Source organism: Corynebacterium sp. HMSC077D03 (assembly GCF_001808545.1).
Lineage (GTDB): Bacteria > Actinomycetota > Actinomycetes > Mycobacteriales > Mycobacteriaceae > Corynebacterium > Corynebacterium simulans.
This window is the reverse complement of record NZ_KV793704.1, coordinates 49,939-75,212: the sequence shown is the minus strand read 5'-3', so window position 1 is coordinate 75,212 and position 25,274 is coordinate 49,939. Positions and strand designations below refer to the sequence as shown.

Here is a 25,274-nt window from a genome sequence, read left to right as displayed (position 1 = left end):
GCTTAATGCCTAGAACACGAAAAGGGAAAGCAGCGCCACCAAGGAGGCAAGCCCCAGCGTGGCAATGACGGGTACCGCCATGCCGCGGGTCTTGGCCTCCAGAATGAGACGGGTAAACCAGCTCAAGGCGATGATCTCGGCGTCGTTTAGCGCGGCGGCCTCGGGCTCCGCGTCGAACTCCAAGATGGCCTTGCGCACGCCCGAATTCTTTGTCGAAAACTGCGCTACCTTGTAGCCGGCGGCGTCTTCAATAATCCAATCGCCGCCGTTTTCGTTGATAAAGGAAAACTCGCGGCCAGCAGCATCCGCCTCTAGGCGCTTGGCGCGGCCCAGCGGGCCCTGCAGCGTATAGACGCGGCTATCCACGCGGGCCGTGGCGCCTTCTTTCGGGTCCGCCGCTAGCTGCCAAACCTCGCCGTCAATTTCTGCCTGATCTGCAGAAAAGACGCCGAAGGCCAGGGGCCCATCCTCCTTCAGCAGGACAGGCTTTTGGCTGTCAGTGCGGTCCCAGCTGGTGTATTGCATCGCTACTTTCTTCTTTACTTGGCCTTTAGCAGCCGATGAGGCGGGCGGCCAGGTATGCCTCGAGCTCGTCGAGCTTGACGCGCTCTTGCTCCATGGTGTCGCGCTCGCGGACGGTAACTGCGCCGTCTTCCAGGGAATCGAAATCGTAGGTCACGCAGAAAGGCGTGCCGATTTCATCCTGACGACGGTAGCGGCGGCCGATGGCACCGGAGAGGTCAAAGTCAACGTTCCAGTGTTGGCGCAGCTTGGCAGCCAGCTCGCGGGCCGGGGTGGACAGTTCTTCCTTCTTGGACAACGGCAGAACTGCAACCTTGACCGGGGAAAGGCGGCGGTCCAGGCGCAGGACCACGCGCTTATCGGTGCCGCCCTTGGCGTTTGGCACCTCTTCCTCATCATAAGCATCGACCAAGAAGGCCATCATGGAACGGCCCAGGCCGGCTGCCGGCTCGATGACGTAAGGAACCCAGCGCTCCTCGGTGGTCTGGTCGTAGTAGGACAGGTCCTCGCCGGAGCCCTTCGCGTGAACGGAAAGGTCATAGTCGGTGCGGTTAGCAACGCCCTCGAGCTCGCCCCACTTGGAGCCGGTGAAGCCGAATGCATACTCGACGTCGACAGTGCGCTTGGAGTAGTGGGACAGCTTCTCCTTCGGGTGCTCGTACAGGCGCAGATTCTCTTCCTTGATGCCAAGGTCCACGTACCAGTTGTAGCGGTCATCAATCCAGTACTGGTGCCACTGCTCGTCCTCGCCCGGCTTGACGAAGAACTCCATCTCCATCTGCTCGAACTCGCGGGTGCGGAAGATGAAGTTGCCCGGGGTGATCTCGTTACGGAAGGACTTACCGATGTTCGCGATGCCGAAAGGCGGCTTCATGCGAGCGGAAGTCATGACGTTCTTGAAGTTAACGAAGATGCCCTGTGCAGTCTCTGGGCGCAGGTAGTGCAGGCCCTGCTCATCATCAACCGGTCCGAGGTAGGTCTTGAGCAGGCCGGAGAATGCCTTCGGCTCGGTCCAGTCACCCGGCTGACCGGTCTCAGGATCGTTGATGTCTGCCAGGCCGTTTGCAGGCTCGTGGCCGTGCTTTTCCTCGTATGCCTCGAGCAGGTGGTCAGCACGGTAACGCTTACCGGTGTGGCGGGACTCCACCAGTGGATCGGTGAAGACCTCGACGTGGCCGGAGGAAACCCAGACCTGACGCGGCTGAATGACGGAGGTATCAACACCCACGACGTCCTCGCGGGACTGGACCATGTGGCGCCACCACTGGCGCTTGATGTTTTCCTTTAGTTCCACACCGAGGGGGCCGTAGTCCCACGCAGAGCGCGAACCGCCATAGATCTCACCTGCCTGGTAGACCAATCCGCGGCGCTTGCACAGGCTTACAACGGTATCGATGACGCTTGCCATGGTTAAAAAGACTCCTCTGTTAAGGGACAGCCGTGAACAATGTTCCTAGTCTATCCTGCCTCCTTCCACGCGTGGGCGGAGGGGTGAAAATAAATTTTGTATTTTATACAACACTGTGCAAGATGTGGGGTATCGTACTGTTTCAAGCGATTAACAGAAATTGGATTGAAGGTGATCTGCATGACGCAGCCCTCCACGGCGCTTCACACACTCGACATCGACGCCGCTACCCGCATCATTGGCGCTTTAGATTCACCCCTGCGCATCACCCTGATATTGGCCCTTAACCGCCACGATCACTACGTTCACGAGCTGGTGGCCGCCACCGGCAAATCCCAGCCGCTAATCAGCCAACACCTGCGCGTACTAAAAGATGCCGGAATCGTCGATTCCAAGCGTTCAGGCCGCGAGGTGCGCTACTCGCTGGCCTCTCCCGAGGTGCTTTCCTTGTTGGAGCAGGCTGCAGCACTGTTTAACCGTTAACTTTATTGGAAACTAATTGATAAACTAGCGGTCATGGCTCTCCATGAAAGCATCCCTAAGCTTGGGGCTCGCAACACCAAGCAGCGCACCGCTGTCGTCGAGGTTCTGCGTGAACTAGATAAGTTCGCCTCGGCAAAAGACATTCACCGGGCGTTGCAAGACCGCGAGCACAAAGTAGGCCTGACCACGGTCTACCGCACCCTGCAATCCCTCTCCGATATTGATGCAGTGGACGCGCTTCACATGCCTTCGGGCGAAACGCTCTACCGCCACTGCGAATCCGCTAACCACCACCATCACTTGGTATGCACCAAGTGCGGCCGCACCGAGGAAATCGACGGCGGCCCCATCGAGCAGTGGGCATCCAACGTGGCTGCCGAGCACGACTTTGAGCTAACCGGCCACGATGCCGAAATCTTCGGCATCTGCTCCAATTGCCGCGCGAACTAGGCAGCACCACGTAACAAATAGCTTTAGCTATTTTGTACCGCCGAAACGACGATCCCGCCGCGCGTATTCTTCTACCGCGGCGTACAAGTCCTCCGGAGTGAAATCTGGGAAGAGCTTGTCTTGGTAGATCATCTCCGCGTATGCCGACTGCCACAGCAGGAAGTTCGACGTGCGCTTCTCCCCCGACGGGCGCAGGAATAGATCCACATCCGGCATGGTGGGATCATAAAGCGCAGCGCTTAGCGACGCCTCGTTAATCGCGCTCGGCTTCAACTCACCCTTGGCCACCTGATCGGCGAGCTTGCGAACGCCGTCGACAAGCTCGGCGCGCCCACCGTAGTTCACGCACATCGCCAGCGTCATGCGCGTATTGTCCTTGGTCAGCTCCTGTGCGGTCTCGAGCTCCTTGATGACGGAGCGCCACAGGCGCGGGCGGCGGCCCACCCAGACCACACGCACGCCCTTCTCGTTAAGCCACTCGCGCTGGCGACGCAGCACATCGCGGTTAAACGCCATCAAAAAGCGCACTTCTTCGGGGCTGCGGCGCCAATTTTCCGTGGAAAAGGCATAAGCCGAAAGGTACGGGATGTTCATGGAAAGGCAGGCATCGACGACGTCGAGAAGCACTGCCTCACCACGGCGGTGCCCCTCGGTGCGCTTCATGCCACGCTCCTCGGCCCAACGGCCGTTTCCGTCCATGACCAGCGCAATGTGCTGGGGCAGAAACTCCTGAGGGATGGCAGGCGGGTTTAAAACTCGGTTCGGATCTGGCGTAATCACGCGCCTTATCTTACTGGTCCATGACCCCTAACGCGGTAACCTTGCGTTCCAAATGCCACTGCAGATGCGCGCGGATGAGTTGATGCGCCTCCCCGCGCTGCTCAAAGGTAGGGCTCGTGGGGTGTCCATGCGCAAGCAACCACATGTGATGCAACGTCTCCGGGTCCACCTCGGCGGCGCCTGGCGGGCGGCACTCGTGGCACATCGCGCCGCCAACGGCCGGGTGGAAAGCATGATGCGGGCCGGGCTTCTGGCACTGCGCGCAATCGAAAAGCCCCGGCGCCCAGCCGGCGTGCGCCATTGCCTGAAGTAGGAATTGGTCCAGCGTCAGGAGCGGATCGTCGTGCTGCAGGCGCTGTAACGTGGCGACCAGCGCATTATAAAGGAACGGGTCTTGGTCAGAATCTGCGAAGGCCAGGCGCTCGGCAGATTCAAGTGCGGCGCAGGCGGCAGTATAGCGCTCATAGTCACCGATAATGGCGGCGCCAAAAAAGTCCACGGTGTCGGCCTGCGAAATCGTGTATAGATTCCGACCTGGATACAGCTGCACATCCAGGTTTACAAAGGGCTGGAGGCGCGAACCAAAACGCGACTTCGCCCTGCGTACGCCCTTGGCAACCGCGCGCACCAAGCCATGGCTGCGGGTAAGCAGCACGATAACGCGGTCGGCCTCGCCGAAGTCATAGCTGCGGATGACCAAGGCGCGGTCGCGAAAATTCTCCCTTGGCATACCTAGATTTTTAAGCCTTGGGTTTTAGAAGCCGAGACGGCCCAGCATCTTCGGGTCAGACTGCCAGTTCTTGAGCACCTTGATGCGCAGGTCAAGGTAGACGTTCTGGCCCAGCAGCTGGATGATCTCCTTGCGGGCGGTGCCCACGATGCGGGTAAAGCGGCGGCCGTCCTTGCCCTCGATGATGCGCTTTTGGCCTGGGCGCTCCAGGTAAAGCACCGCGTGGACGTTCATGACGTCGGGGCGAGTTTCATCGGGCAGCATCTCATCAACCTCGACGGCCACGCTGTGCGGCAGCTCGTCTTTCAAACCAGACAGTGCGGCCTCGCGGATGAGCTCGGCGATGCGCTTTTCCTGCTCTTCGTCGGTGATGTGATCATCGGGGTAGAACTTCGGGCCTTCTGGCAGCTGGTCCACGATGACCTGCACGAGCTCATCAAGCTGAACGCCCTCCTTGGAGGAGACCGGAATGACTACCGCTTGCGGATCCTCCTGGGTGAGTAACTCATGCAGCGCCAAAAGCTGCGCGCCGACCTGATCCTTGCTGGCCTTATCCAGCTTGGTCACGATTCCGATGATTGGGGTCTTCGGCGCTACCTTGCGGACGTTTTCCAGAATCCAGCGGTCACCCGGGCCAATCTTTTCATCGGCAGGGATGGTCAGGCCGATGACATCCACATCGGCATAAGTGTCCTTGACTACCTCATTGAGACGCTCGCCCAGCAGCGTGCGCGGGCGGTGCAGGCCCGGCGTATCCACGACGATAACTTGGGCGTCTTCGCGGTGTACCAAGCCACGGATGGGGTGGCGGGTGGTCTCGGGCTGGTTCGCGGTGATGGCGATCTTCTGCCCCACCAGCGCGTTGGTGAGAGTCGACTTGCCCGTGTTTGGGCGGCCTACGAAGGACACGAAGCCAGAGCGGAAGCCCTGTGGCGTGTCGGTGAATTCTGTATAGTCCAGCGCCTCCCCATCGGCGGGAAGGTTCTCAAAGGCGGCGTCAAAATCGGTACTCATTGCTAGTCATCATAGCCCAGCCGCGTCACAGTAGTACATACGCGTTTGAGGCTGCCCGTGGGCCTCTTCACCGGCGTTCTCGTCTCGCAAATACCCAGGGCTGGAAATGCAGCTTTCTGGTGGATTGCGCGACGTCGGCACGCGTGGCGAAACGCGAACAGGACCTCTGGGTTTCCAGGGCTGGGTATCTATGCCGCGCGCCTCGGGCCCATCGCCAACATTCGGCGCACCGTCGCGACAAACTCCTCCGGCCGGGCGCGCAACTCCTCAGGGCTAAAGCGCAGGACCACATAACCCATGTTGAGCAGCTCCTTCTGGCGGCGGTGCTCCGCGCGAATCGCCTCCACAGGCCTGTCTTGGTATTTGACATCGCCGTCAATTTCAATGAGCAACCAGCCGTCAATTGCCAAGTCAGCGCGGTACTTGCCCACTATGTACTGCGGGCGCACGTTTATGCCCGCACGCAGCAACAACGCGCGGGCGTAGGACTCCCACGGCGACTCAGAATCAACCACGGCCGCGGCCACCACGGCGCGCGCCGTCGCCACGCCCTTGACGCGGCCCAGCGCGCCCAACGTATCCTGCATGCGACGGCGGCCCACCTGTGCACGCACATAATCCGCGGCGACCAGCCCTTCTTCGAAGCCGTGCAGGCGGGCCATGTCAATCGCGGTACGCTCCAGCGAGGTGAGCTTAATGCCGTGGACCGTAGTGGTTTGCCCGTGCAGGCGGGCGGCTTTATAAGCGAAGAAATGCCCCTTGGATTTCTGCGGCACCGAGCCCGAGGGCAGCACTGCTGGGTATTCGGTGGGGCGACTAATGGTGGGAACGCCGTGTATCAGAGCGGCGGGCTTTCCGATCAACACGGCTTTATGCACGGTCCGTGCGTGGATATACACCCGCGCTATGTCGCGTTCCCAGGGTTTGAGCCGGTTCCAGAATTGCTTCGGCAGCGCGAAGCACCAGGCCGCGCGCACGATTTTGCCGTGGTGCAGCTGCAGCCAGCGCGGGTCTTCGTTGGATAGTTGGCGAAGGTCAATAAGGTGGGCGTCGATTGTGTCAAAAAGTAATGCGTTGTCCATGCCTTACTTTTAACCGGCGGTAGGTGCTGGCGCGCGGCAACTGCGGCCAAGATGGTCAAATTCCCAGGGCTGGGCACCCAGACCTCCTGTTCGCTTTTCGCCGCGCTTGCCGACGCCCCGCAATCCACCAGAAAGCTGTATTTCCAGGTCTGGGTATTTGTCCAAAGGCGTGGGGCGGGTGCGCTAAAGCTCCTCGACCTGGAACTGCAGCTGCGGATTCGCAAACACGTCCTGGGACTCAATGAGCTGCAGCTCCTGCGAGTCTGCCTCATAAGTGTTGTGTAGCAAGTCGTACACCGAAGACGCGGTGCGCTTGAGCGCGAGCTTCGCATCGTGGGTTTCGACGTAGTGGCCGGTAAACAGCGCGGCAGTCACGTCGCCGGAGCCGTTGCGCTTGAACGGCAGGTGCGGGGTGGCAACGATGTAGGCGCGGTCACCGTCCACGGCGAGCATCTCGATAGTGTCCTCAGGGGTCTCCGGGCGCTTTACCGAGGTGACCAGCACGGTCTTCGGACCAATCTCCTGCGCCGCCTTCACCGCCTCCAGGGTCTGTTCCAAGGTGCCAACCTCGTGGCCAGTCAAGTAGCCCAATTCAAACTGGTTCGGGGTGATGATGTCAGCCACCGGCACGACCTTATCGCGCAGCAGCGGCGGAATCTCATCTGAGACAAAGCAGCCCGACTTCGCGTTGCCCATGACTGGGTCGCACGCGTACAAAGCCTTGGGGTTGACGGCCTTGATGCGGTTAACGGCATCGATAATTGCGCCCGCGATGTCTGGCCCGCCCTGGTAGCCAGAGAGGATTGCGTCGATCTTCTCAAAGGCGCCGCGCTTCTCGATGCCGTCGATAATGCTGGTGACATCCGATGCCGGAAGCATCGGCCCGCCCCAATCACCGTAGCCGGTGTGGTTGGAGAAGTTCACCGTGTGCACCGGCCATACCTCGTGGCCCGCGCGCTGGAGCGGGAATACTGCGGCGGAGTTGCCAACGTGGCCGAAGGTGACGTGAGACTGGATCGACAGAATATTCATGCCGTCTATTGTGCAACGTAACGCAACACGTCACCAACGAAACGGGGAAATTAATTTTCCTGTGGCTCGCCCACCGCCGGGATTCCACCGCCCGGCACCTGCTTATCCAGGTTGGCGCGCTCAGCCGCGTCGGGGAAGGCCTTGGGGCCCGAGGGCTTGGGCTGGTAGCTCACCCCGCGGGCGGCGAGGTTGTCGTACCAGTCCGCCAGCAGCTCGTTCTGCAGGCTGAACATTTCCTTTTCCTCTGCCGGGGTGGCGTGGTCATAGCCCAAAAGGTGCAGGCAGCCATGCACCGTCAACAGCGCAAGCTCGTGGCCCAGAGAGTGGCCGGCGGCATCGGCCTGGCGCAGCGCGAACTCCGGGCACAACACGATATCGCCCAGCATGGACGGTCCCATCTCGGGGGCGTCGGGACGCGCGCCCAGTGCGCCTGGGGTGATTTCATCCATCGGGAAGCTCATAACATCGGTTGGCCCCTCGAGGTCCATCCAACGCACGTGCAGGTCCGCGATGGTATCCAAGTCCACTGCGGTGATCGTGCACTCGGCATCCGGGTTGATGTCCATGGCGCCGAAGGCATAAGAGGCGACGTCGATGAGCATCTCCTCGTTGACGCCGTCGAAACCGGACTCATTGATGAATTCGATGGACATTTAGTTCTCCTTATCCGCTTGTGCTGCGGCTACCGAGGCTTCTGCGGCTTCAGCAGCATCATAAGCATTCACGATACGGCTGACCAGCTGGTGCCTGACGACGTCGCTCGAGCCCAGGTCCGCAAAGTGAATATCCTGCACGCCGTCCAAGATGCGGCGCACCAAGCGCAGGCCAGAGACCTGGCCACGCGGCAAGTCCACCTGCGAGACATCGCCGGTGACCACGATCTTCGATCCAAAGCCCAGGCGGGTCAAAAACATCTTCATCTGCGCCGGCGTGGTGTTTTGGGCCTCGTCGAGGATGACGAAGGCGTCGTTGAGCGTGCGGCCACGCATGTATGCCAGCGGGGCGACCTCAATGATGCCGGCTTCCATGAGCTTCGGGATCATCTCTGGATCCATCATGTCGCGCAGAGCGTCGTAAAGCGGGCGCAGGTACGGGTCGATCTTGTCATTTAGCGTGCCGGGCAGAAAGCCCAGCTTCTCACCGGCCTCAACTGCCGGGCGGGTCAAGATGATGCGCGAGACCTGCTTGGCCTGCAGGGCCTGCACGGCTTTGGCCACCGCCAGGTAGGTCTTGCCAGAGCCTGCGGGGCCGATGCCGAAGACCACGGTGTTGTCATCAATGGCCTGGACGTACTCGGATTGGCCCACCGTCTTTGGGCGCACGGACTTGCCACGGCGGCGCACGATGTCCGCCGCCATCGCCGCGGAGACCGATTGCGGCGCTTCCACCGCAATCATGTCCACGGTGTGTTTCACGGTATCGGTGCTGACGTGATGGCCGCGGCGGGCAATCGCCTCGAGCTCGTCGAGCACCTTCGCGGCGCGGGCCACCTCATAGTCAGGTCCGGTTACTGTGACCGTGGTTCCGCGCGCGAAGAAGTCTGCGTCCAGTAGGTTGTTGAGCACCCGCAGGTTATCGTCAGCGTTGCCGAGTACGGTCGCGACGTAGACGGAGTCAAGCTCAAACTTCTTGGTGATAATAGGCACCCCAACAGGCTACCAGCGTGCGGTGCGCACGCCGATTGCGGCAAGGGCCACCATGGCTGCCGACGCCGTGCGTAACACCTCCGGCCCCAACTTAACCGGATGGGCTTGCAGGCGCTCCAGCTCCTCGGCACCGATTCCGCCTTCGGGTCCGACAAGGAGATAAATGGTGCCCTCCAGCGGAACATCCCGAATAGAGTCGGTGGCTTCCTCGTGCAGCACGTAGGCGGTCTGCCCGGAAATCAGCTGGGCCAGCTGCGGGGTGGTCAGGGGGCCAGTAACCTGCGGGACGCGATCGCGGCGGGACTGCTTCGCAGCAGCAGTCGCTGCCGCCTCCCACTTCGCGAGCGCCTTCGGCGCCTTCTTTCCATCCCACTTGGCCACGCAGCGATCTGCCTGCCAAGCGATGATCTCATCGGCGCCTGCCTGGGTGGCAAGGTCCACCGCGAGCTCCGAGCGCTCCGACTTCGGAATGGCCTGAACCACCACAACGCGGGGGTTGGGCTCGGGCGCAAAAGTCACTGCGTCGACAAGCGCGGCCAAATGATCCTTGCCCGAAACGGACTGGATGGTGGCCAGGGCGGCGGTGCCCGTGCCGTCGATGAGTTTGAGCCGCTCCCCTACGCTAAGGCGCTTGACCGTCACCGCGTGGCGGCCCTCGGGACCTTCGAGCCCCACCGGCTCGCCAACGCTAGCCAGCGAGAGATCAGGATGGATAAAGACGGGAAGAGACATTAACGGCGGAACCTATCTCGGATACGGGAGAAGAAGGACTCCTCTTGGCCGTCGCCGGTCTCGCGGACGCGGGCGCCCTCGTCGCGGGAATCGCGGACCTTCTCGAGCAGCTCGCGGGTCTTCTTGTCCAGCTCCTTCGGCACCACGACGTCGACGTGCGCGAAGAGGTTGCCAAAGCCGTCGGTGCGCAGACGCGGCATGCCCTTGCCCTCGACCTTGATGGACTCGCCCGGCTGGGTGCCTGGCTCGATGTCGATGTTGAGCTCCTCGCCATCTAGCTGATCGATGGTGAAGTTGGTGCCAAGTGCGGCATCGACCATCGGCACGCGCACGGTCAGGTGTAGGTCGTCGGCGTTGCGCTCAAAGACGGCGTGCGGCTTGGTGGAAACCTCCACATAAAGATCGCCCGCCGGGCCGCCGCCGTGGCCGACCTCGCCCTGGGAAGCCATGCGGATGCGCATGCCATCACCAATGCCGGCCGGGATATTTACGGTGAGATCGCGGCGCTTCTTCACGCGGCCATCGCCACCACAGTGGTTACAAGGATCAGTAATGACTTCACCGAAGCCCTGGCACTTCGGGCACGGGCGGGAGGTCATAACGTTGCCCAGGAAGCTGCGCTGCATCTCCTGAACCTCGCCCATGCCGCCACAACCATCACAGGTAACTGGCTTGGACTTGGAGGCAGAACCCGTGCCCTCGCAGCGGTCACAGAGCACAGCGGTATCGACGGTGACCTGCTTCTTCAGGCCGGAATAGGCCTCTTCTAGGCTAATGGTGGTGCGCAGCAGGGCGTCGTTGCCCGGCTGCACGCGCGAACGCGGGCCGCGGGAGCCACCTGCTCCACCGCCGAAGAACTCAGCGAAGATGTCGCCTAGGCCGCCGCCACCGAAACCACCGCCGAAGCCGCCGCCAGCAGCGCCGCGCTCTTCCATTGGGTCGCCGCCCATGTCAACGATTTGGCGCTTCTGCGGATCCAGGAGCACCTCTTGCGCGAGGGAGGCCTCGCGGAACTTCTCCGCCGCCTCTTCATCGCCCGGGTTAACGTCCGGGTGATACTTGCGGGCGAGCTTGCGGTAGGCCTTCTTAATTTCGGCGTCGGTTGCGGATTTTTCTACACCAAGGATGCCGTAATAGTCACGAGCCACTTAATGAAAGTCCTTATCTAAAATTAGAGTCACTGGGAAAAGTTTTCCGTGCCAGCTTACTCGCCGGCCAGAACTTCGCTTACATAGCGTGCAACAGCGCCAACCTTCGAGATTGTTCCCGAATAATCCATATAGGTCGGGCCTACAACGCCAAGGCCGCCCAACGTTTCATTGCCGGCGCCGTACGCAGTGGCGACGACGGATGCCTGCCGCAGCTTGTCCTCCTCATTCTCCTCACCGATGACGACGGAGACGTTGCCCAAATCCGGCACGCGAGCCAAAAGCTTCAACACCACGACCTGCTCTTCGAGAGCCTCGATGAGCGAGGGCAGCCCTTCTGGGAAGTCTCGCGCGATACGCGTGAGATTAGAGGTACCAGCCATGATCAGGCGGTCGGAGGGGCGCTCCACCAACGTCTCGATGAGAGTCGTGGCGGCATTGAGCACGTGCGGGCGGATGTCCAGCGGGGAGGTTTCGACGAGGCTGGCAAGTTCCACCGAGGCGTCGGTTAGCGTCTTGCCCTCCAAGGCGTTGTTGAGGACGTCGCGTAAGCGTGCGGTCTGCAGTGGGTCGATGATGCTGTCCAGCTCGACGTTGCGCTGATCGACGCGCCCGTTATCCGTGATGAGCACCAACAACAGGCGCACTGGCGAAAGCGCCACGACCTCGCAGTGCTTCACGCGCGAAACCTTGAGGTTGGGCATCTGCACCACCGCCGCCTGCTTGGTCACCTGAGCAAGCAGCTGCACGCTGCGGCGCAGGACGTCCTCCAAGTCGACGCCGCCTTCCAAGAAGGTCAGCATGGCACGGCGCTCCGGCGCAGACAAAGGCTTTACGTCGTGCAGCGAATCGACGAACTGGCGGTAACCCTTCTGCGTGGGCACGCGCCCGGAGCTGGTGTGCTCGTGAGCAATCAGGCCCTCCGATTCCAACACCGCCATATCGTTGCGGATGGTGGCGGAGGAAACGCCCAGCTGATAGCGCTCCAGCAGGGTCTTGGACCCCACGGGTTCCTGGGAGGCAATATAGTCCGCCACAATGGCGCGCAATACCTCGCGGCGGCGAGCATCAGTGGAATTGGACATGCGCCCTATGTTACCTACCTTCGCCGTGGCCTTTAAGCTTCCTCGGCAACCAACAAGTCGGTGATGATGCCGTCTGTCAAAAGGCGCCCCGGCTTGGTCAAGCACAGCCGGTCGCCGGCGCGCTGCAGCAACCCACGGGAGATGTAGTCCGCGATGACCGGCTCCGCACCCGGAGCCAGCCAGTTGGCCGGAATGCCCTCGCGCAAGCGCAAACCGAGCATGATCTTTTCGGTGTGCCGCTCGACCTCGGTTAAAACCTCGCGTTCCTTCACCGGCAACTCGCCGCGGCCTAGCATCTCGATGTAGCGGCGCGGCAGCTTCACGTTATAAAAGCGCTCGTCGTTCAAATGCGAGTGCGCGCCAGGGCCCGCGCCCCACCAGTTGCCGTCGACCCAGTAGATGCGGTTGTGCTCGCACTCGCCGCCGGGCTTGGCCCAGTTGGAGACCTCGTACCACTCGAAGCCTTCCGCTTCGAGCGTCGCAGAGACGGCCTCATAGCGCCTCGCCAGCACGTCCTCGTCGGGTGCAGGCAAGATTCCCTTTTTCACCTTGCGCGCCATCCGGGTGCCGTCTTCCACGATGAGCGAATACGCGCTGACGTGGTCGACTCCCGTTTCGAGGACGCGGTCAAGGGTAAGCCGCACGTCGTCGTCAGTCTCAGTGGGCGTGCCATAGATCATGTCCAGATTTACGTGCTCGAAACCTGCGGCGCGGGCCTCACGCGCGGCGTCGAAAGCCCGGCCCGGGGTATGCGCACGCTCAAGCACTCGCAGCACGCTATCCGACGCCGACTGCATGCCCAGCGAAATGCGCGTAAACCCCGCCTCGCGCAGCTGCTCGAAATAGCGCGGGTCCGTCGACTCCGGATTCGATTCCGTGGTCACCTCCGCCCCTGGGGCCAAACCAAAAGTCTCTTTCACACGGGCCAGAATGCGGCTAAGGCCCTCGGCGCCCAACATCGAAGGCGTGCCGCCGCCAATGAATACGGTCTGCGCCGGCCTTCCCACCTGCTGCGCCGCCATGCCCAGCTCGCACTCGAGAGCGTCCAGGTATGCGGCGGTCAGATCGCCACCCAGCTCACCTGGGGTATAGGTATTGAAATCGCAATACCCGCACCGCGAAGAGCAAAAGGGAACGTGGATATAGAGGCCAAAGTCTTGAGACATGCCCTCTAGGCTAGCTTGGGCCAGGAACTAAATAACCCACCGGTACGTTGAAGGATGTAATCTATTCTGCAGTTTCCCATAAATAGAAAGGCAGCTTCAGTGGAACCTCCGAGTCGATGTCCCCGCCTCACCGAATGGCAGGCGGGGTAGGCCATGGTGCAAGCAATCCTTATGATTTTGGCGGGATTTCTGGTCATTGGCCTGATTATCGTCGCGAACGCGTACTTCGTTGCGCAAGAATTTTCTTTCATGTCGGTGGACCGCGCACAACTGCGCTCCATGGCTTCCGAGGGCAATAAGACAGCTGAGCGTGCCCTGAAAATTACCCAGCGCACCTCCTTCATGCTCTCCGGTGCCCAGCTGGGCATCACCATCACAGGCCTGTTGATTGGCTATGTGGCCGAACCCCTGGTGGGCCGCGGCTTGGGTGAGCTGCTGGGCGGCGTGGGCATTCCCGCCGGCGTTTCCATCACCATTGGCACGGTGGCAGCACTTTTCATCTCCACCATCGCCACGATGCTCTTTGCGGAGCTATTCCCCAAAAACTACACCATCGCAGCTCCGATGAAGACGGCGTTGTTCTTGTCCACCTCCACCATGTGGTACCTGCGCATTTTCGGCTGGCTTATTCACTTCTTTGAGTATGCCTCGAATGCGATCCTTAAGGTCTTCGGCATCGAGCCTGTAGAAGACGTGGACTCTTCCGCCACCACCGATGATCTCGAGTCCATCGTGGATGCCTCCCACGAGGCCGGCGACATCGACGAGGCAACCTACCTCGTGTTGGACCGCCTGTTGGACTTCCCGGAACACGACGTCGAGCACGCGATGATTCCGCGTTCCCGCGTCGACGTCATCGATCCGCAGACCACTATCGGCGAGGTTCGCGAGATGATGTCCACGGATCACACGCGCTACCCCATCATCGACGATGAGCACAATCCCATCGGTGTGGTGCACTTGTTCGACGTGCTGGGAACGAAGCTTCCCGACGCCACCGCGGCCACCGAGATCATGCAGCCCGCCGTTGTGGTGCCAGAGCTCATGCCGCTTCCCGACGTCGTGACCGAGTTGCGCGACGCCGACGACAAGCTGGCCTGCGTCATCGACGAATACGGCGGCTTCGTCGGCATCGTGACCATGGAAGACCTAGCCGAGGAGATCCTGGGCGATGTCAGCGACGAGCACGACATCGAAGAGACCGAGGAAATCACCGAGCAGGATGAGTCCCACTGGCTCGTCGATGGCGATACACCGATTGACGAAATCGAGCGCGCCATCGGCCACGATCTGCCAGAAGGCGACTTCGAGACCGTGGCCGGCCTGCTGATTTCCCACTCCGGCGCGCTGCCTGAGGAGGGCGAGGAGTACACGATTGAGCTCGAGGCGGAGCCGGATGACTGGGTAGAGCGCGACGACGCCCCAGTGCGAAAGCTGCACATGCGCGTCGAGGAGATTGACCGCCACGTGCCGTCGACCTTGGCACTGGAGCTCATTGAGGAATACGCCGATCAAACGGAGGAGGAGAACTAATGACTGATACTTGGTGGTTTAACCTCCTCATCACGCTTGTTATCATCGCCGCCTCGGCTTTCTTCGTCATCATCGAGTTTTCGATGATGGGCGCGCGCCGCAACCGTTTGGAAGAAACCGCTGAGACCTCCCGCGCCTCGCGCTCGGGCCTGCGCTCTTTGAACGAGCTGACCATCATGCTCGCCGGCGCACAGCTGGGTATTACGGCGGCGACCTTCGTACTGGGTGCAGTGACCAAGCCGTGGGTCCACCACCTGCTCATGACCCCGCTGGAGGCACTCGGCCTGCCGCTGGGCGTGGCCGACGTGGTCTCGTTTATTTTGGCGCTGTTCATCGTGACCTTCCTGCACCTGGTCATCGGCGAGATGGCGCCGAAGTCTTGGGCGATTACCCACCCGGAGACCGCGCTGCAGCTCATCGCGGTTCCTGCCCGCGGCTTCATCTGGCTCTTCCGCCCGCTGCTGAAGTGGATTAACCACATGGCGAATGCGATGGTGCGCTGGACTGGCGAGGAGCCCGTCGACAGGGCCGGTGCCGCCGGCTACGACGCGGATACCCTGCGCCACTTGGTGGAGCATTCCCGCGAGACGGGCACTCTGGACGATGATTCGGCGAACCAGATCACCGGCGTAATTGAGTTGGAGGCCTCTACCGTTGGCGCGCTGGCTCGCGAGCACGGCTCCCAGGTCGTCCCGCTGTCTCCCGACGCTACGGTGGCTGAACTCCATGACTTGGTCACCCGCAAGTCCATCATGCGCGTGCTGGTCTTCCCGAAGGATTCCCGCGTGCCGCGTATCGTGCACGTGCGCGATACGCTCCTCGCCGAACCGGACACGCCAGTGCTCGAGTTCTCCCGCCCCGCGCTGACGGTTTCCTCCTCGCTGACTGTCCAGAAGACCTTGGACCACATGCGCGCTCGCAACGAGCAGCTCGTGGCCGTAGGCAAGGCGGACAAGGATAAAGCGATGTGGATTCTGACGTGGGATGACATCATGGGCCAGCTGTGGCCGCAGATTACGGAGCAGTTGGACTTGGCTAACTAGCGCCCAGCCCTGGAAACCCAGGGCTGGTTTTCTAGGGCTGGGGGTTCAGCAACAAAATTTCACAGCCAGTTGTTGACGCCACCAACAAGTTATCCACAGCTTTCAAAATTGCCTCTAGAGCTACACACCCGCGGCGGGCGAAGCTAGTGCCATGACCACTCTTGAGACCATCCACCCAGCCAAACCCGCCACATCCAATGACCTTAAATCCGGCACACTTTTGCAGCTAGCACCGCGCATGGCCGTAGACCGCGAGAAATACTTAGCGCTTTCCGCCGTCGAACGCCAGCGCCTCGAATGCATAGCCATAGCCCGCAGCTCTTATACCGCGGTACTGATTAGCAAGTCCGCTGCACTCCTTCATGACCTTTGGCTGCTCCCTTGCCCCGACGACCCGGTCGAGCTAGCGCTTCCCTGCGGCAGCCTGCCCCGCCATAACCGCCATGCGCCGGGACGCTGCTACCGCAAGACCATGGTCGGGGACGTAGAAACCATCGACGGTGCGCGCGTGGTTAGCATTGCCCGCGCGGTTGCCGACGTCGCGCGTTACCACGGCTTCCGCCACGGCCTCATCGCCGCAGACTCGGCGTTAAACATGGGTATTAGCCCTGCCCAGCTGCAAGCCGAGGTCGATGGCTTAGGGCGCGTGCATAATGCCGCAGCAGCCCGCAAAGCAATTGCCTGCGCCAGCTCCCTATCGCGCTCGCCTTTCGAGTCACTCGTGCGCGCACTGGCTGTGGAGCTGGGCTTAGATGCCAAGCCGCGGCAACGCGTGGCGCCTGGCATCGAGGCATTGCTCATCGAAGAGGCCATCATCGTCGAGATTGGCCCGCAAGCGGTCCTATCCCGGCGCTCGAGCCGCACGGCATACCTGCGCTCCTTGGGATACCGAGTAGTTCAATTTACGCCCGAGCAATTAGCCAAAGATCCAGATACCTGCCGGAGGACGCTGCACATGGTGGCGCAGGCGCACGCGGTTAAGGCGAGCTAGAAAAGACAAACACCGCCGAACGAGGGAATCGGCGGTGTTGGTGTCTCCTTGTGTGTTGGCAACAAGGAAGTCTATTTATTGGCTCTTAAGCGGTAGTCGCGGCCTGTCGCGCAGCTTCGCGCTTGGCACGCACGCGGGCCACCACAGCGTTAACCCGAGCACGCTCTTCTAAGAACGGCGGCGGGTTGTGACCACGCATCGTTCGCACGTAGGCTGGGTGGGCTTCGACGACGGTATGGCGCCAAGCCTGCACCGCGATGAGCGCGGATTGACCGGCACGCTTGTACAGATGCGGCAGGGAAATCATGTCCAGGTTGCGGGCCACGGCGTCGGTTTGGCCGAGCACATAATCCACCAGCTCGCGCAGGTAATCCGCCACCGCCCCAGTGCGGCCGCGCAGCGTGGCAGCGAGCTCGGAGACCACAATGGTCGGGGAATCAATCGCAAAGGCGGCATCCAGGCTGCGCGCGGTGAGCTGCTCTGGCTCGGCGATATCGTTGTTGCCAGATGCGGCGGCGGAGATAGTGCCCGAGCGCACCCCTGAGACCAGCGCGTGGCGCAGGCCAATCAGCTCGCCTACGCAGCGTCCGGAATCGATGCGGGCATCCTCGACGATGTCGCCGAGTTCCGCCAGGCAGTCCAGTGCGAGTTCATCGTCCCAATCCTCAATTGCCTCGATGAGGTGCTCGATATACTCGACAACTTCGTCGCCGATGTTGTAAATCTCCTGAGTCAGCTCGCGGTGACGTAGCTCGGCGGCGATTTTGTGCATGCCGGTCCTTTCCGCAAACTAACCTCTAGTTGAGGTTGAGACTTCTCTGTAACGAGTGCTGACTTTATTCCAGATCCTGTGAACGATCTGCGCGACACTCCGAACAAACTCACAGACTTGAAAATTGCGGGGAGCCGGCGAAGCACCCGCCGGCCCTAAATGCCTACTGCTTCTTCGAGTAGATGTGGTCAATCGCGTTAGCGTAGCGCTGTGCCACAACATAGCGCTTGACCTTCATCGTTGGGGTCAGCTCGTTGTCCTCCTCAGTCAGGTCAGATTCCAGAATGTAGAACTTCTTAATAGCCTCCGCATGGGAGACAGTGGTGTTGACCTGGTTGATAGCGTCCTGGATTTCCGCACGCAGCGTGGCGTCGGTAGCCACCTCGCGCATGGAACGGTTGGCCGGGATATTGTGGTCAGCCTTCCATCGCTTGAGCTGGTCCTCCTCCAGGGTCAGCAGCACACCGATGAATGGCTTGCCGTCGCCCACGACCATCGCCTGGGAAATAAGCGGGTGCGCACGCAGCATGTCCTCCATCGGCCCTGGGGAGACGTTCTTGCCGCCTGCGGTAACGATGAGGTCCTTCTTACGGCCGGTAATGACAACGTGGCCGGAATCCATAATTTCGCCCAAGTCGCCGGTGTTGTACCAGCCATCTTCCAGAGCATCCGCGGTGGCCTCTGGATTATTCCAGTAGCCCTTGAAGACGATGTCGCCCTTGATCATGATTTCGCCGTCTTCGTTGACACGGATGGTGGTGCCCTCCAGTGGCGGGCCAACGGTACCGATCTTCTGATTCTCAAAGTCCACGGCTGCAGCTGCCGCAACCTCGGTAAGCCCGTAGCCTTCGTAGACGGTCACACCGATGCCGCGGAACCAGTGCAGCAGGTCATGGCTCATCGCCGAACCACCGGTGATACAGTACTTCACTTCGCCGCCCATCGCTTCACGAATGGTGGAGTACACTAGTCGGTCAAAGAGCTTGTGCTTTGCACGCAGCACGCGGTCTGGCCCCTCCGCGGTGTCCAACGCACGCGAGTACTCGATGGCCACCTTTTCAGCCTCGCGGAAGATACCCGCCTTGATCGGGCCGCCTTCCTTGGCCTTGGAAGCCGCACCGTTGCGCACCTTTTCGAAGACGCGCGGCACGCCCAGAATCAGGTTCGGGCGGGAACGCTGGAACTCGATGGTGATGGTGCTGAAGTCAGACCAGTGATTCTGCGAAGCACCGCTCATGGCAACGGCCAGGGATACTGCACGTGCCAGCACGTGGGCCAGCGGCAGGAAGGTCAACACGTGGTTGCCCGGCACGGCGATGCCGCCAATCGGGTTGGTCAGCAGGCCCAAGGTCTCCGCCAGCCAGTTACGGTGGGTCAGGATGCAGCCCTTCGGGCGGCCGGTGGTACCGGAGGTATAGACCAAAGACGCGAGATCGTCGGTCTTGGTGGCAGCGATGCGGGCGTCAACGACGTCGTCGGAAAGCTCGCGGCCCTCAAACATCAATGTGTCGATGGCCGAGGAGTTGATCTCCAGGATGCGGCGCAGCTGCGAAGGCGAATTCTTCAGCGCCGGCTTGCCGTCATCCTGCAGCTTCAGGTGCGCCACCAGCTCGGAGTGCTCGCGCGATTCAGTAATCGCCAGCACCGCGCCGGAGTCCTCCACGATCCACTGCACCTGGGACAGCGAGGAGGATGGGTAGATAGGCACCGAAGCCGCACCGGCAGCCCAGATTGCGAAATCCAGAAGCGACCACTCGTAGCGGGTGTTCGACAGCAAGACCACGCGATCGCCCTGCTCCACGCCGGCGGCGATAAGGCCCTTTGCAACTGCGTAGACCTCTTCGACGAACTGCTTGGCAGTGACGTTGACCCACTCATAGCTGGCCGGGCGAGTAAACATCACGCCGTGTGGGCGCGCCTTCGCCGTGGCCATCATGCGGGTTAGACAGGTTTCACCGTCTTCGATTTCAAACTTTGCAGGAGTGTGCGCTTCTTGCATAGTCACTGGATATCCTTTCGCACATCTATATAATTCCAGCCCACTCTATCAACCGATACCCCGACGTGTGACCTAAAGCCGTGGCAGAATGTGGCCTGTGACTACGCGTGAACTGCTTGAAGAACTCGCCCAGCGCCATGGCGTTGCCGCTAAGTACTCCTCCCAATCCGGCTACCCTATTTATGTAACGGATGAAACAATCGCCTATACCCTGCGCGCATTGGGCGTGGCGGTGGAAGACCGCGCGAGCGAGGAGCGCCTGACGCACCTGCTCTACGAGGACTACTTAGAGCGGGCATCGCGCCCGTTGCCGCCGTGCGTGGTGGCCAAAGAGGGCGTCGAGAAGCAATTCCTCGTGCACGTGCATGCGGGCCAGCCGGTGGATATCCAGGTAGAGCTCGAAGATGGGCAGCTCCGCCAGGTCTATCAGGACGAAAACAATGTCCCGCCTGCCGACGTCGCCGGTACCCACTGGGGCGAGGCCACCTTCCACATTCCGGGGGATCTGCCGCTGGGCTTTCACGAAATCCAAATGTCCTCGCCGGGCATAGGCGCGCATTCATGCCCACTGATCATCACCCCGGCACGTCTTAACACCGCTGACCCGTACCTAGAGCGCCCTGCCGCAGGCGTGATGGCGCAGCTGTATTCGGTGCGCTCGGAAAATTCCTGGGGCATCGGCGACTTCCAGGATTTGGGGCGCCTGGCGCAAACGGTGGCGCCTTTCGCCGATTTTCTGCTGATTAATCCCCTGCATGCCGCCGAGCCGGTGCCACCTGTAGAGGATTCGCCGTATCTTCCCACCACGCGGCGTTTTATCAATCCGCTCTACCTCAACATCGAGTCCATTCCGGAGCTGCAGCAGCTTTCCCCGGAGCTGCTTGACGACGTCCACGAGCTCGCCGCCGAGTTCCGCGAGCGCAACCGCAGTGCCGCTGAAATTGAGCGCGATTGCATCTATGAAGCCAAACTCCAAGTATTAAAAGAGCTTTATAACCTGGAATTTTCTGCTGAGCGCCAAAATAAGTTCTTGGAATTCCAGCAGGCAGAGGGCAAAGGCCTACAGGACTTCGCGCGCTGGTGTGCCGAGCAAGAGCTTTCGCTGCGCACGGGCCAGCGTCATGCGGTGGAGGAAGAGGCCGGAGAACTCGCGCGTTTTTATGCCTGGCTGCAGTTCTTGTGCGATGAGCAGTTGGCTGACGCGCAGCGTCGCGCCAAGGAGGCGGGCATGCGCATCGGGCTGGTCACCGACCTAGCCGTAGGCGTGCACCCGGGTGGCGCGGACGCGGTGAACCTCGCCGAATACCTCGCGCCGCAGAGTTCCGTGGGTGCCCCGCCTGATGATTACAACCAGCAGGGCCAGGACTGGTCCCAGCCACCGTGGCACCCGGTGCGCCTGGCGGAGTCGGGCTATAGGCCGTGGCGAGAGATGTTGCAGACCATCCTGCGCCACTCGGGAGGCGTGCGAGTGGACCACATCTTAGGGTTGTTCCGCCTGTTTTGGATTCCGCGCATGACGTCGCCGCAGAACGGCACCTATGTCTATTACGACCACGAGGCCATGCTCGGCATTCTCGCGCTGGAGGCCCAGCGGGCTGGAGCGGTGCTCGTGGGCGAGGACTTGGGCACTCTCGAGCCGTGGATTCAGCATGTGCTGGCAGAGACCGGGGTGCTGGGAACTTCCATCGTGTGGTTCGAGCGCGCCGAGGATAACGAGTCGCCTTTGCCGCAGCACGCTTATCGCCGCTTGGCGCTTGCTTCCGTGGGCACGCATGATCTTCCGCCGACCCTGGCTTATCTGCGCGGCGAGCATATCGCGCTGCGTGCACGGCTGGGCGTGCTCACCCGCTCCGTGGCCGAGGAAGTAGCAGATGACCGCAAGTGGCAGGCGCGGCTTCTGGATGAGGTGGAGCGCACCGGGCTGCTGCCGCGGCGCGAACCAGAGGAAGAGGTTGTCTTGGCTTTGCACCGCTACATCGCCGGCACGCCTTCGGCGCTAACAAGTACGAGCCTGGTGGACATGGTGGGCGACGTTCGCGCGCAGAATCAGCCCGGCACCACGAAGGATCTCTACCCCAACTGGTGCGTGCCGTTGTGTGATTCCACGGGTACGCCCGTGCTCATTGAGGACTTGGAAAGCAACGAGTTCTTCCAGAAAATGGCACGCGCTAGCGCCCGCCGCAGCGATTAAATAAACAGGCCGATGATTGCCACCACAACGACGAGCGCGATCATCGTCCACAGCGCCAGGCTGACGCGTGACTTTGGCAGGGCGCGCTTGCGGGGCGCAGGAGTTTGATTGCGTTCGGGATCCCAGAGGCCTTCGCGCGGATCTTCGGGCGTTGACATGGTTTCCAAGCTTAGCGGGTGGCGGAAGTGGAAGTCTTCTTCGGCCCCTTCAGGTGGCGGGCCGTAAAGTCGATGGCGAACATCAATGCCCAGGCTGCGAGCGCAAGCAGCGGCACCGCCACCGCGATGAGCACCGGCATTTGCAGCCATACCGGCGCCTGCACCATCGCCTGCGATAGAGCACCGGTCAAATTTGTCCACCATTCCATAAAGCGGGATTTTAGCCGAGTACTCTAGCCCGTATGACTAACACGCCAGTTCACGTCACTTGCCCGGCAGGCACGATCACCGGATACACCATAGATACGGTCAATTACTTCCACTCCGTGGACTATTCGGAGATCCCCAGCGACTTCGCCGATGCGCGGCCGCTTCAGGCACCTCGCGACCAGGACGCACGTGTTCCGCGTCCGGAGGCGGTTGCGCTGACTATCACCGCGCCTGCCGAGACCACGGATGCCCCAGTGTTGGTCTACATCCACGGCGGGCGCTACGAGCATGGCACCCACGAGGATCCACGCGCCGAAGGCACCGCCAACGCGCAGGCCGGAATCGTGCAGGTGCAGGTGGGCTACCGAGTGGGGCTGCCAGGCTTTGCGAGCTTCCGCGACGACGAGGCCTTCCGCTTCCGCGGCATCGATGATTGCCAGCTGGCGCTCGAATGGATCCAGCGCAACATCGAGTCCTTCGGCGGCGACCCCACTAACGTCACGCTCATTGGCCAATCAGCCGGCGCCACCACCGCGTTGTGGCTGATGCGCCGCGACCACTACCGTGGCGCTTTCCGCCGCGTTGTCGCGCTGTCGCCCGCGTTCCCTCTTGAGTCCAATGAAAAACGGAAGGCCAGCCTGCGCCGCGCACTCGGTGTTCCTGTCACAAGAGAATCCTTGGCAGCGCTGCCGCAAGACAAACTGGCGGACGGCTATTCCAAATTCCGCAAAAAACACAATCTTGGTATGGCGTTGGGCCCGGCACCTTTCGATGCCGCTGAGATGGTCGACATTCCCCTAGTGGTTAGCTCGACCCGCGACGAGTTCTATGGCATTCCTGTTGCACAGAAAATCGACTCCAGCCCACTACGCGGCATTGCGTTACGCCAGATAGCACCTAAATTTGGTTTCCCACCCAACTCGTTTGGTCCGTGGCGCCAGATTGCAAGCTACATCGACAAAAAACGTCCCTTGGGACGCATGATTGGTGATGCTAACATTCGCCGCTGGGTGGCTCAATCAGCCGACGATGCCCCTGGGCCGACCTGGATGATCGAGTTCACCCGCAGTGGTCGTCCTGCTTTGCACTGCGAAGAACTACGCTTCATCTTCGGCGTCCGCGACGGCGAGTCTGCGCGCACGCTCAACTCGTGGCTCCACAACTTTGTGCGCACTGGACACACGGGGTTCCCCGAGTACCGCCCTGACCACGCTATCTGGGAATACAACCTTGATAGTGGGGACGAGCGCGTAGCCCATGGCAGCTTGGATTACGTCGGAGCTGTTTTTTCCGGCTAAACTTTCCTACTAATCATTTGATTGTTGCCGCAGCGCCGGCAGTGCTTGGGGACATTGCCTATTTACACAGCTACGGAGGCCAAGTAGCGCTGCCGTAATGAACAAAAGGTCGCAGCAGAAGTTTCTTCCCCTGGCGGTTACAAGTTGAGACAGCGCAAACTTCCAAGGCAGATAAATGCATTTACTAAAACCACTCTGAGCATCCGACGGCTAATCCCCACAACCCCGCCTCGAACAGCTCTCGGTGACTCAATTCAAGATCTAGAGCCATGATCTTCCAATGGCCCAGTAGCAACATGGACGTCATCAATGTATGCGAAGGTAACCAACGGCGCTTCGACGCTGTATAGGGTTTCACACCAGCGCCATGTTGTATTTCTTCCAACAGACTCGAGTACGTCCAGGTCATCCGCTTCCTCTACGAAAAAGCATAAATGGGGTTTGCTTGCATCTTGTGATGAGGATGTAGGGACCGTGTGGTCCGATTTTGAAAACTACGTTCCGCAGAAAACCCTCTTCCGAATCCACGGAAAACTGTGGGGCAAACGGGAAGCTTCGTAGGCACACCACAGCGAATTGGGCTGAAACCCTCCGTATTTAAAAAGATAGGGACAGCTACCCCCTACCCGCACATTTAACCCCAGTCGCACTTGTTCGAGGCAAACGGGTATCTCTTAACAGTAAAGTCTTATCCCCACGTTTCACGGGTCAGACTTTTTCTGTATCTTCCACAGCAGAATGGAAGCGCTCTTCCCCGCTTACGCGGGGCGGACGCGGAGTACCCGCCGGATAAAACACCTGACCTAGGCTCATCCCCGCTTACGCGGGGCGGACGCTTCCACCAAGTACAACGTGACCATCACTGCGGGCTCATCCCCGCTTACGCGGGGCGGACGGCTTTTTCGAACAGGATATTGAACGCGCTGGGGCTCATCCCCGCTTACGCGGGGCGGACGCGTCGATGACGCTGGATGTGTATGCGCACTTGGGCTCATCCCCGCTTACGCGGGGCGGACTGATTTTTGGGGGCGGTCAGTCCCCCGCGACGGTTGCAACCGTCGCGGAATGATTACGTGTTTTAGAATCCTGATTTCTCGTACCCAACAAGGCCTGAACCGGCAGACAGGCACGCGCTTGGGGCTGTGATTCCAGTGCAGGTGATATACCAATTATCGCCATAGATAACAGCGGTGTTCTCTACCGTTGAGGCCCCATCAACCATGGCTTTAACCGTGGTCTTGTCCTGCCCGCCGTTTACGATATAGGCAACGCTTGAAGTGCTACAGGTGAGTCCTTGCTCGGTGCTGCCAGTGTCGTTGCAGATGACGTTTTGGGTTTGAAGATAGTTGAGTACTTGGATAGCGGTCTCAAATTCGCCAGGATCAACCTTGGACGGCTTCTCATGAGTAGTTTTTGTCTCATGCATGGCTTGATTTGTCTCGGGAGACGAACCACACGCCGCCAGCGAGCACGCTGCTGCTATGAGAGTGAGAGAGAAAATTTTACGCATTCTGGTTACCTTTCATTCTTGTAGATGAGTGTCGCCATGGTCGGTGAAATTCCAAGCGCCTTTGATATGGTGCCCATCGGTACGCCTGCTGTTTTAGCTCGTCGTACTGCCATGGTTCGCTGATTTTTTAGCTCTTGAAGGGCTCATCCCCGCTTACGCGGGGCGGACGGCTTCGGCGGATGTTGCTGCTGAGGCTCGTCGGGCTCATCCCCGCTTACGCGGGGCGGACTCATGGTGGGAACTACGGCCTGGAGTAGCGCCGGGCTCATCCCCGCTTACGCGGGGCGGACA

Annotated in this window: 25 protein-coding genes and 2 CRISPR repeat arrays; of the genes, 7 read left to right on the top strand and 18 right to left on the bottom strand. The window is 60.7% G+C overall.

The genetic code is table 11. From position 1 onward, the window contains the following. Positions 1-9: 9 nt before the first annotated feature. Together HMPREF2888_RS10385 and HMPREF2888_RS10380 are read right to left on the bottom strand one after the other, a co-directional pair. The gene (locus HMPREF2888_RS10385) at positions 10-525 is read right to left on the bottom strand and encodes a hypothetical protein (RefSeq protein WP_070518751.1); all 516 of its coding nucleotides are present in this window, start codon (positions 523-525) and stop codon (positions 10-12) included. Between the two features lie 25 nt (positions 526-550). Beyond that, on the bottom strand, positions 551-1,930 hold the full coding sequence (locus tag HMPREF2888_RS10380) for a glycine--tRNA ligase (protein WP_061923975.1): 1,380 nt from the start codon (positions 1,928-1,930) through the stop codon (positions 551-553). 180 nt (positions 1,931-2,110) lie between these two features. Here HMPREF2888_RS10380 and HMPREF2888_RS10375 point away from each other — a divergent pair, with 180 nt between their 5' ends. Both HMPREF2888_RS10375 and HMPREF2888_RS10370 read left to right on the top strand, forming a co-directional pair. Next, positions 2,111-2,413, top strand: coding sequence for an ArsR/SmtB family transcription factor (locus HMPREF2888_RS10375; RefSeq protein ID WP_061923978.1), 303 nt, complete (start codon positions 2,111-2,113; stop codon positions 2,411-2,413). 33 nt (positions 2,414-2,446) lie between these two features. Beyond that, the gene (locus HMPREF2888_RS10370) at positions 2,447-2,863 is read left to right on the top strand and encodes a Fur family transcriptional regulator (protein ID WP_061923981.1); all 417 of its coding nucleotides are present in this window, start codon (positions 2,447-2,449) and stop codon (positions 2,861-2,863) included. A gap of 27 nt (positions 2,864-2,890) precedes the next feature. Here the strand turns inward: HMPREF2888_RS10370 and HMPREF2888_RS10365 are convergent, their stop codons facing one another. The 11 genes from HMPREF2888_RS10365 to hemW form a co-directional block, all read right to left on the bottom strand. After that, positions 2,891-3,643, bottom strand: a complete 753-nt coding sequence (locus HMPREF2888_RS10365; protein ID WP_082778635.1) for an isoprenyl transferase — start codon at positions 3,641-3,643, stop codon at positions 2,891-2,893. Positions 3,644-3,653: 10 nt separating this feature from the next. Further along, on the bottom strand, positions 3,654-4,373 hold the full coding sequence (gene recO, locus HMPREF2888_RS10360) for a DNA repair protein RecO (RefSeq protein WP_061923984.1): 720 nt from the start codon (positions 4,371-4,373) through the stop codon (positions 3,654-3,656). Positions 4,374-4,397: 24 nt separating this feature from the next. After that, the gene (gene era, locus HMPREF2888_RS10355) at positions 4,398-5,387 is read right to left on the bottom strand and encodes a GTPase Era (RefSeq protein ID WP_061923987.1); all 990 of its coding nucleotides are present in this window, start codon (positions 5,385-5,387) and stop codon (positions 4,398-4,400) included. 188 nt (positions 5,388-5,575) lie between these two features. Beyond that, positions 5,576-6,469 (bottom strand): endonuclease domain-containing protein, encoded by an 894-nt coding sequence (locus tag HMPREF2888_RS10350; protein WP_061923990.1) that lies wholly within the window; start codon positions 6,467-6,469, stop codon positions 5,576-5,578. Positions 6,470-6,652: 183 nt separating this feature from the next. Further along, on the bottom strand, positions 6,653-7,501 hold the full coding sequence (gene pdxY, locus HMPREF2888_RS10345) for a pyridoxal kinase PdxY (protein WP_061923993.1): 849 nt from the start codon (positions 7,499-7,501) through the stop codon (positions 6,653-6,655). A 50-nt stretch (positions 7,502-7,551) separates the two neighbouring features. After that, the gene (gene ybeY / locus HMPREF2888_RS10340; protein WP_070518750.1) at positions 7,552-8,154 is read right to left on the bottom strand and encodes an rRNA maturation RNase YbeY; all 603 of its coding nucleotides are present in this window, start codon (positions 8,152-8,154) and stop codon (positions 7,552-7,554) included. Beyond that, complete coding sequence (locus HMPREF2888_RS10335) at positions 8,155-9,147, bottom strand: PhoH family protein (RefSeq protein WP_070518749.1); 993 nt, start codon at positions 9,145-9,147, stop codon at positions 8,155-8,157. 9 nt (positions 9,148-9,156) lie between these two features. After that, entirely contained in the window at positions 9,157-9,879 is a 723-nt protein-coding gene (locus HMPREF2888_RS10330; protein ID WP_070518748.1) for a 16S rRNA (uracil(1498)-N(3))-methyltransferase, read from the bottom strand. Continuing rightward, the gene (gene dnaJ / locus HMPREF2888_RS10325) at positions 9,879-11,027 is read right to left on the bottom strand and encodes a molecular chaperone DnaJ (RefSeq protein WP_062037942.1); all 1,149 of its coding nucleotides are present in this window, start codon (positions 11,025-11,027) and stop codon (positions 9,879-9,881) included. The genes HMPREF2888_RS10330 and dnaJ overlap by 1 nt, the downstream gene beginning before the upstream one ends. A gap of 56 nt (positions 11,028-11,083) precedes the next feature. Beyond that, a complete protein-coding gene (hrcA, locus tag HMPREF2888_RS10320; protein WP_062043673.1) occupies positions 11,084-12,112 on the bottom strand; it encodes a heat-inducible transcriptional repressor HrcA in 1,029 nt (342 codons plus the stop codon). A gap of 32 nt (positions 12,113-12,144) precedes the next feature. After that, the gene (gene hemW, locus HMPREF2888_RS10315; RefSeq protein WP_070518747.1) at positions 12,145-13,278 is read right to left on the bottom strand and encodes a radical SAM family heme chaperone HemW; all 1,134 of its coding nucleotides are present in this window, start codon (positions 13,276-13,278) and stop codon (positions 12,145-12,147) included. Between the two features lie 153 nt (positions 13,279-13,431). Here hemW and HMPREF2888_RS10310 point away from each other — a divergent pair, with 153 nt between their 5' ends. The 3 genes from HMPREF2888_RS10310 to HMPREF2888_RS10300 all read left to right on the top strand — a co-directional run bounded on the left by HMPREF2888_RS10310 (position 13,432) and on the right by HMPREF2888_RS10300 (position 16,845). After that, on the top strand, positions 13,432-14,811 hold the full coding sequence (locus HMPREF2888_RS10310) for a hemolysin family protein (RefSeq protein WP_070518746.1): 1,380 nt from the start codon (positions 13,432-13,434) through the stop codon (positions 14,809-14,811). Further along, positions 14,811-15,854: a CNNM domain-containing protein gene (locus HMPREF2888_RS10305; RefSeq protein WP_062037930.1), complete on the top strand. Its 1,044-nt coding sequence runs from the start codon at positions 14,811-14,813 to the stop codon at positions 15,852-15,854. The genes HMPREF2888_RS10310 and HMPREF2888_RS10305 overlap by 1 nt, the downstream gene beginning before the upstream one ends. 151 nt (positions 15,855-16,005) lie before the next feature. Beyond that, positions 16,006-16,845 carry a PDDEXK family nuclease gene (locus HMPREF2888_RS10300; RefSeq protein WP_070518745.1) on the top strand — a complete coding sequence of 280 codons (840 nt, stop codon included), beginning with the start codon at positions 16,006-16,008 and terminating at the stop codon, positions 16,843-16,845. Between the two features lie 85 nt (positions 16,846-16,930). Here the strand turns inward: HMPREF2888_RS10300 and HMPREF2888_RS10295 are convergent, their stop codons facing one another. Further along, entirely contained in the window at positions 16,931-17,617 is a 687-nt protein-coding gene (locus tag HMPREF2888_RS10295) for a hypothetical protein (protein WP_061925799.1), read from the bottom strand. A 163-nt stretch (positions 17,618-17,780) separates the two neighbouring features. Then, positions 17,781-19,616: an AMP-dependent synthetase/ligase gene (locus HMPREF2888_RS10290; RefSeq protein WP_070518744.1), complete on the bottom strand. Its 1,836-nt coding sequence runs from the start codon at positions 19,614-19,616 to the stop codon at positions 17,781-17,783. Positions 19,617-19,713: 97 nt separating this feature from the next. Here HMPREF2888_RS10290 and malQ point away from each other — a divergent pair, with 97 nt between their 5' ends. Further along, positions 19,714-21,807 carry a 4-alpha-glucanotransferase gene (malQ, locus tag HMPREF2888_RS10285; protein ID WP_070518755.1) on the top strand — a complete coding sequence of 698 codons (2,094 nt, stop codon included), beginning with the start codon at positions 19,714-19,716 and terminating at the stop codon, positions 21,805-21,807. Here malQ and HMPREF2888_RS12905 read toward each other — a convergent pair. Together HMPREF2888_RS12905 and HMPREF2888_RS12790 are read right to left on the bottom strand one after the other, a co-directional pair. Further along, entirely contained in the window at positions 21,804-21,965 is a 162-nt protein-coding gene (locus HMPREF2888_RS12905; RefSeq protein ID WP_168163265.1) for a hypothetical protein, read from the bottom strand. The two genes, malQ and HMPREF2888_RS12905, sit on opposite strands and share 4 nt — an antisense overlap. Positions 21,966-21,976: 11 nt before the next feature. Next, positions 21,977-22,174, bottom strand: coding sequence for a hypothetical protein (locus tag HMPREF2888_RS12790; protein WP_070433034.1), 198 nt, complete (start codon positions 22,172-22,174; stop codon positions 21,977-21,979). A gap of 33 nt (positions 22,175-22,207) precedes the next feature. Here HMPREF2888_RS12790 and HMPREF2888_RS10275 point away from each other — a divergent pair, with 33 nt between their 5' ends. After that, complete coding sequence (locus HMPREF2888_RS10275; protein WP_070518743.1) at positions 22,208-23,473, top strand: carboxylesterase family protein; 1,266 nt, start codon at positions 22,208-22,210, stop codon at positions 23,471-23,473. A 744-nt stretch (positions 23,474-24,217) separates the two neighbouring features. Next, a CRISPR array of direct repeats spans positions 24,218-24,490; the repeat unit is 29 nt; unit sequence GGCTCATCCCCGCTTACGCGGGGCGGACG. Between the two features lie 61 nt (positions 24,491-24,551). Here the strand turns inward: HMPREF2888_RS10275 and HMPREF2888_RS10265 are convergent. Continuing rightward, positions 24,552-24,983: a hypothetical protein gene (locus HMPREF2888_RS10265; protein ID WP_070518741.1), complete on the bottom strand. Its 432-nt coding sequence runs from the start codon at positions 24,981-24,983 to the stop codon at positions 24,552-24,554. A 138-nt stretch (positions 24,984-25,121) separates the two neighbouring features. Beyond that, positions 25,122-25,273: direct repeats of the CRISPR family, unit length 29 nt; unit sequence GGGCTCATCCCCGCTTACGCGGGGCGGAC. Position 25,274: the final 1 nt, after the last annotated feature.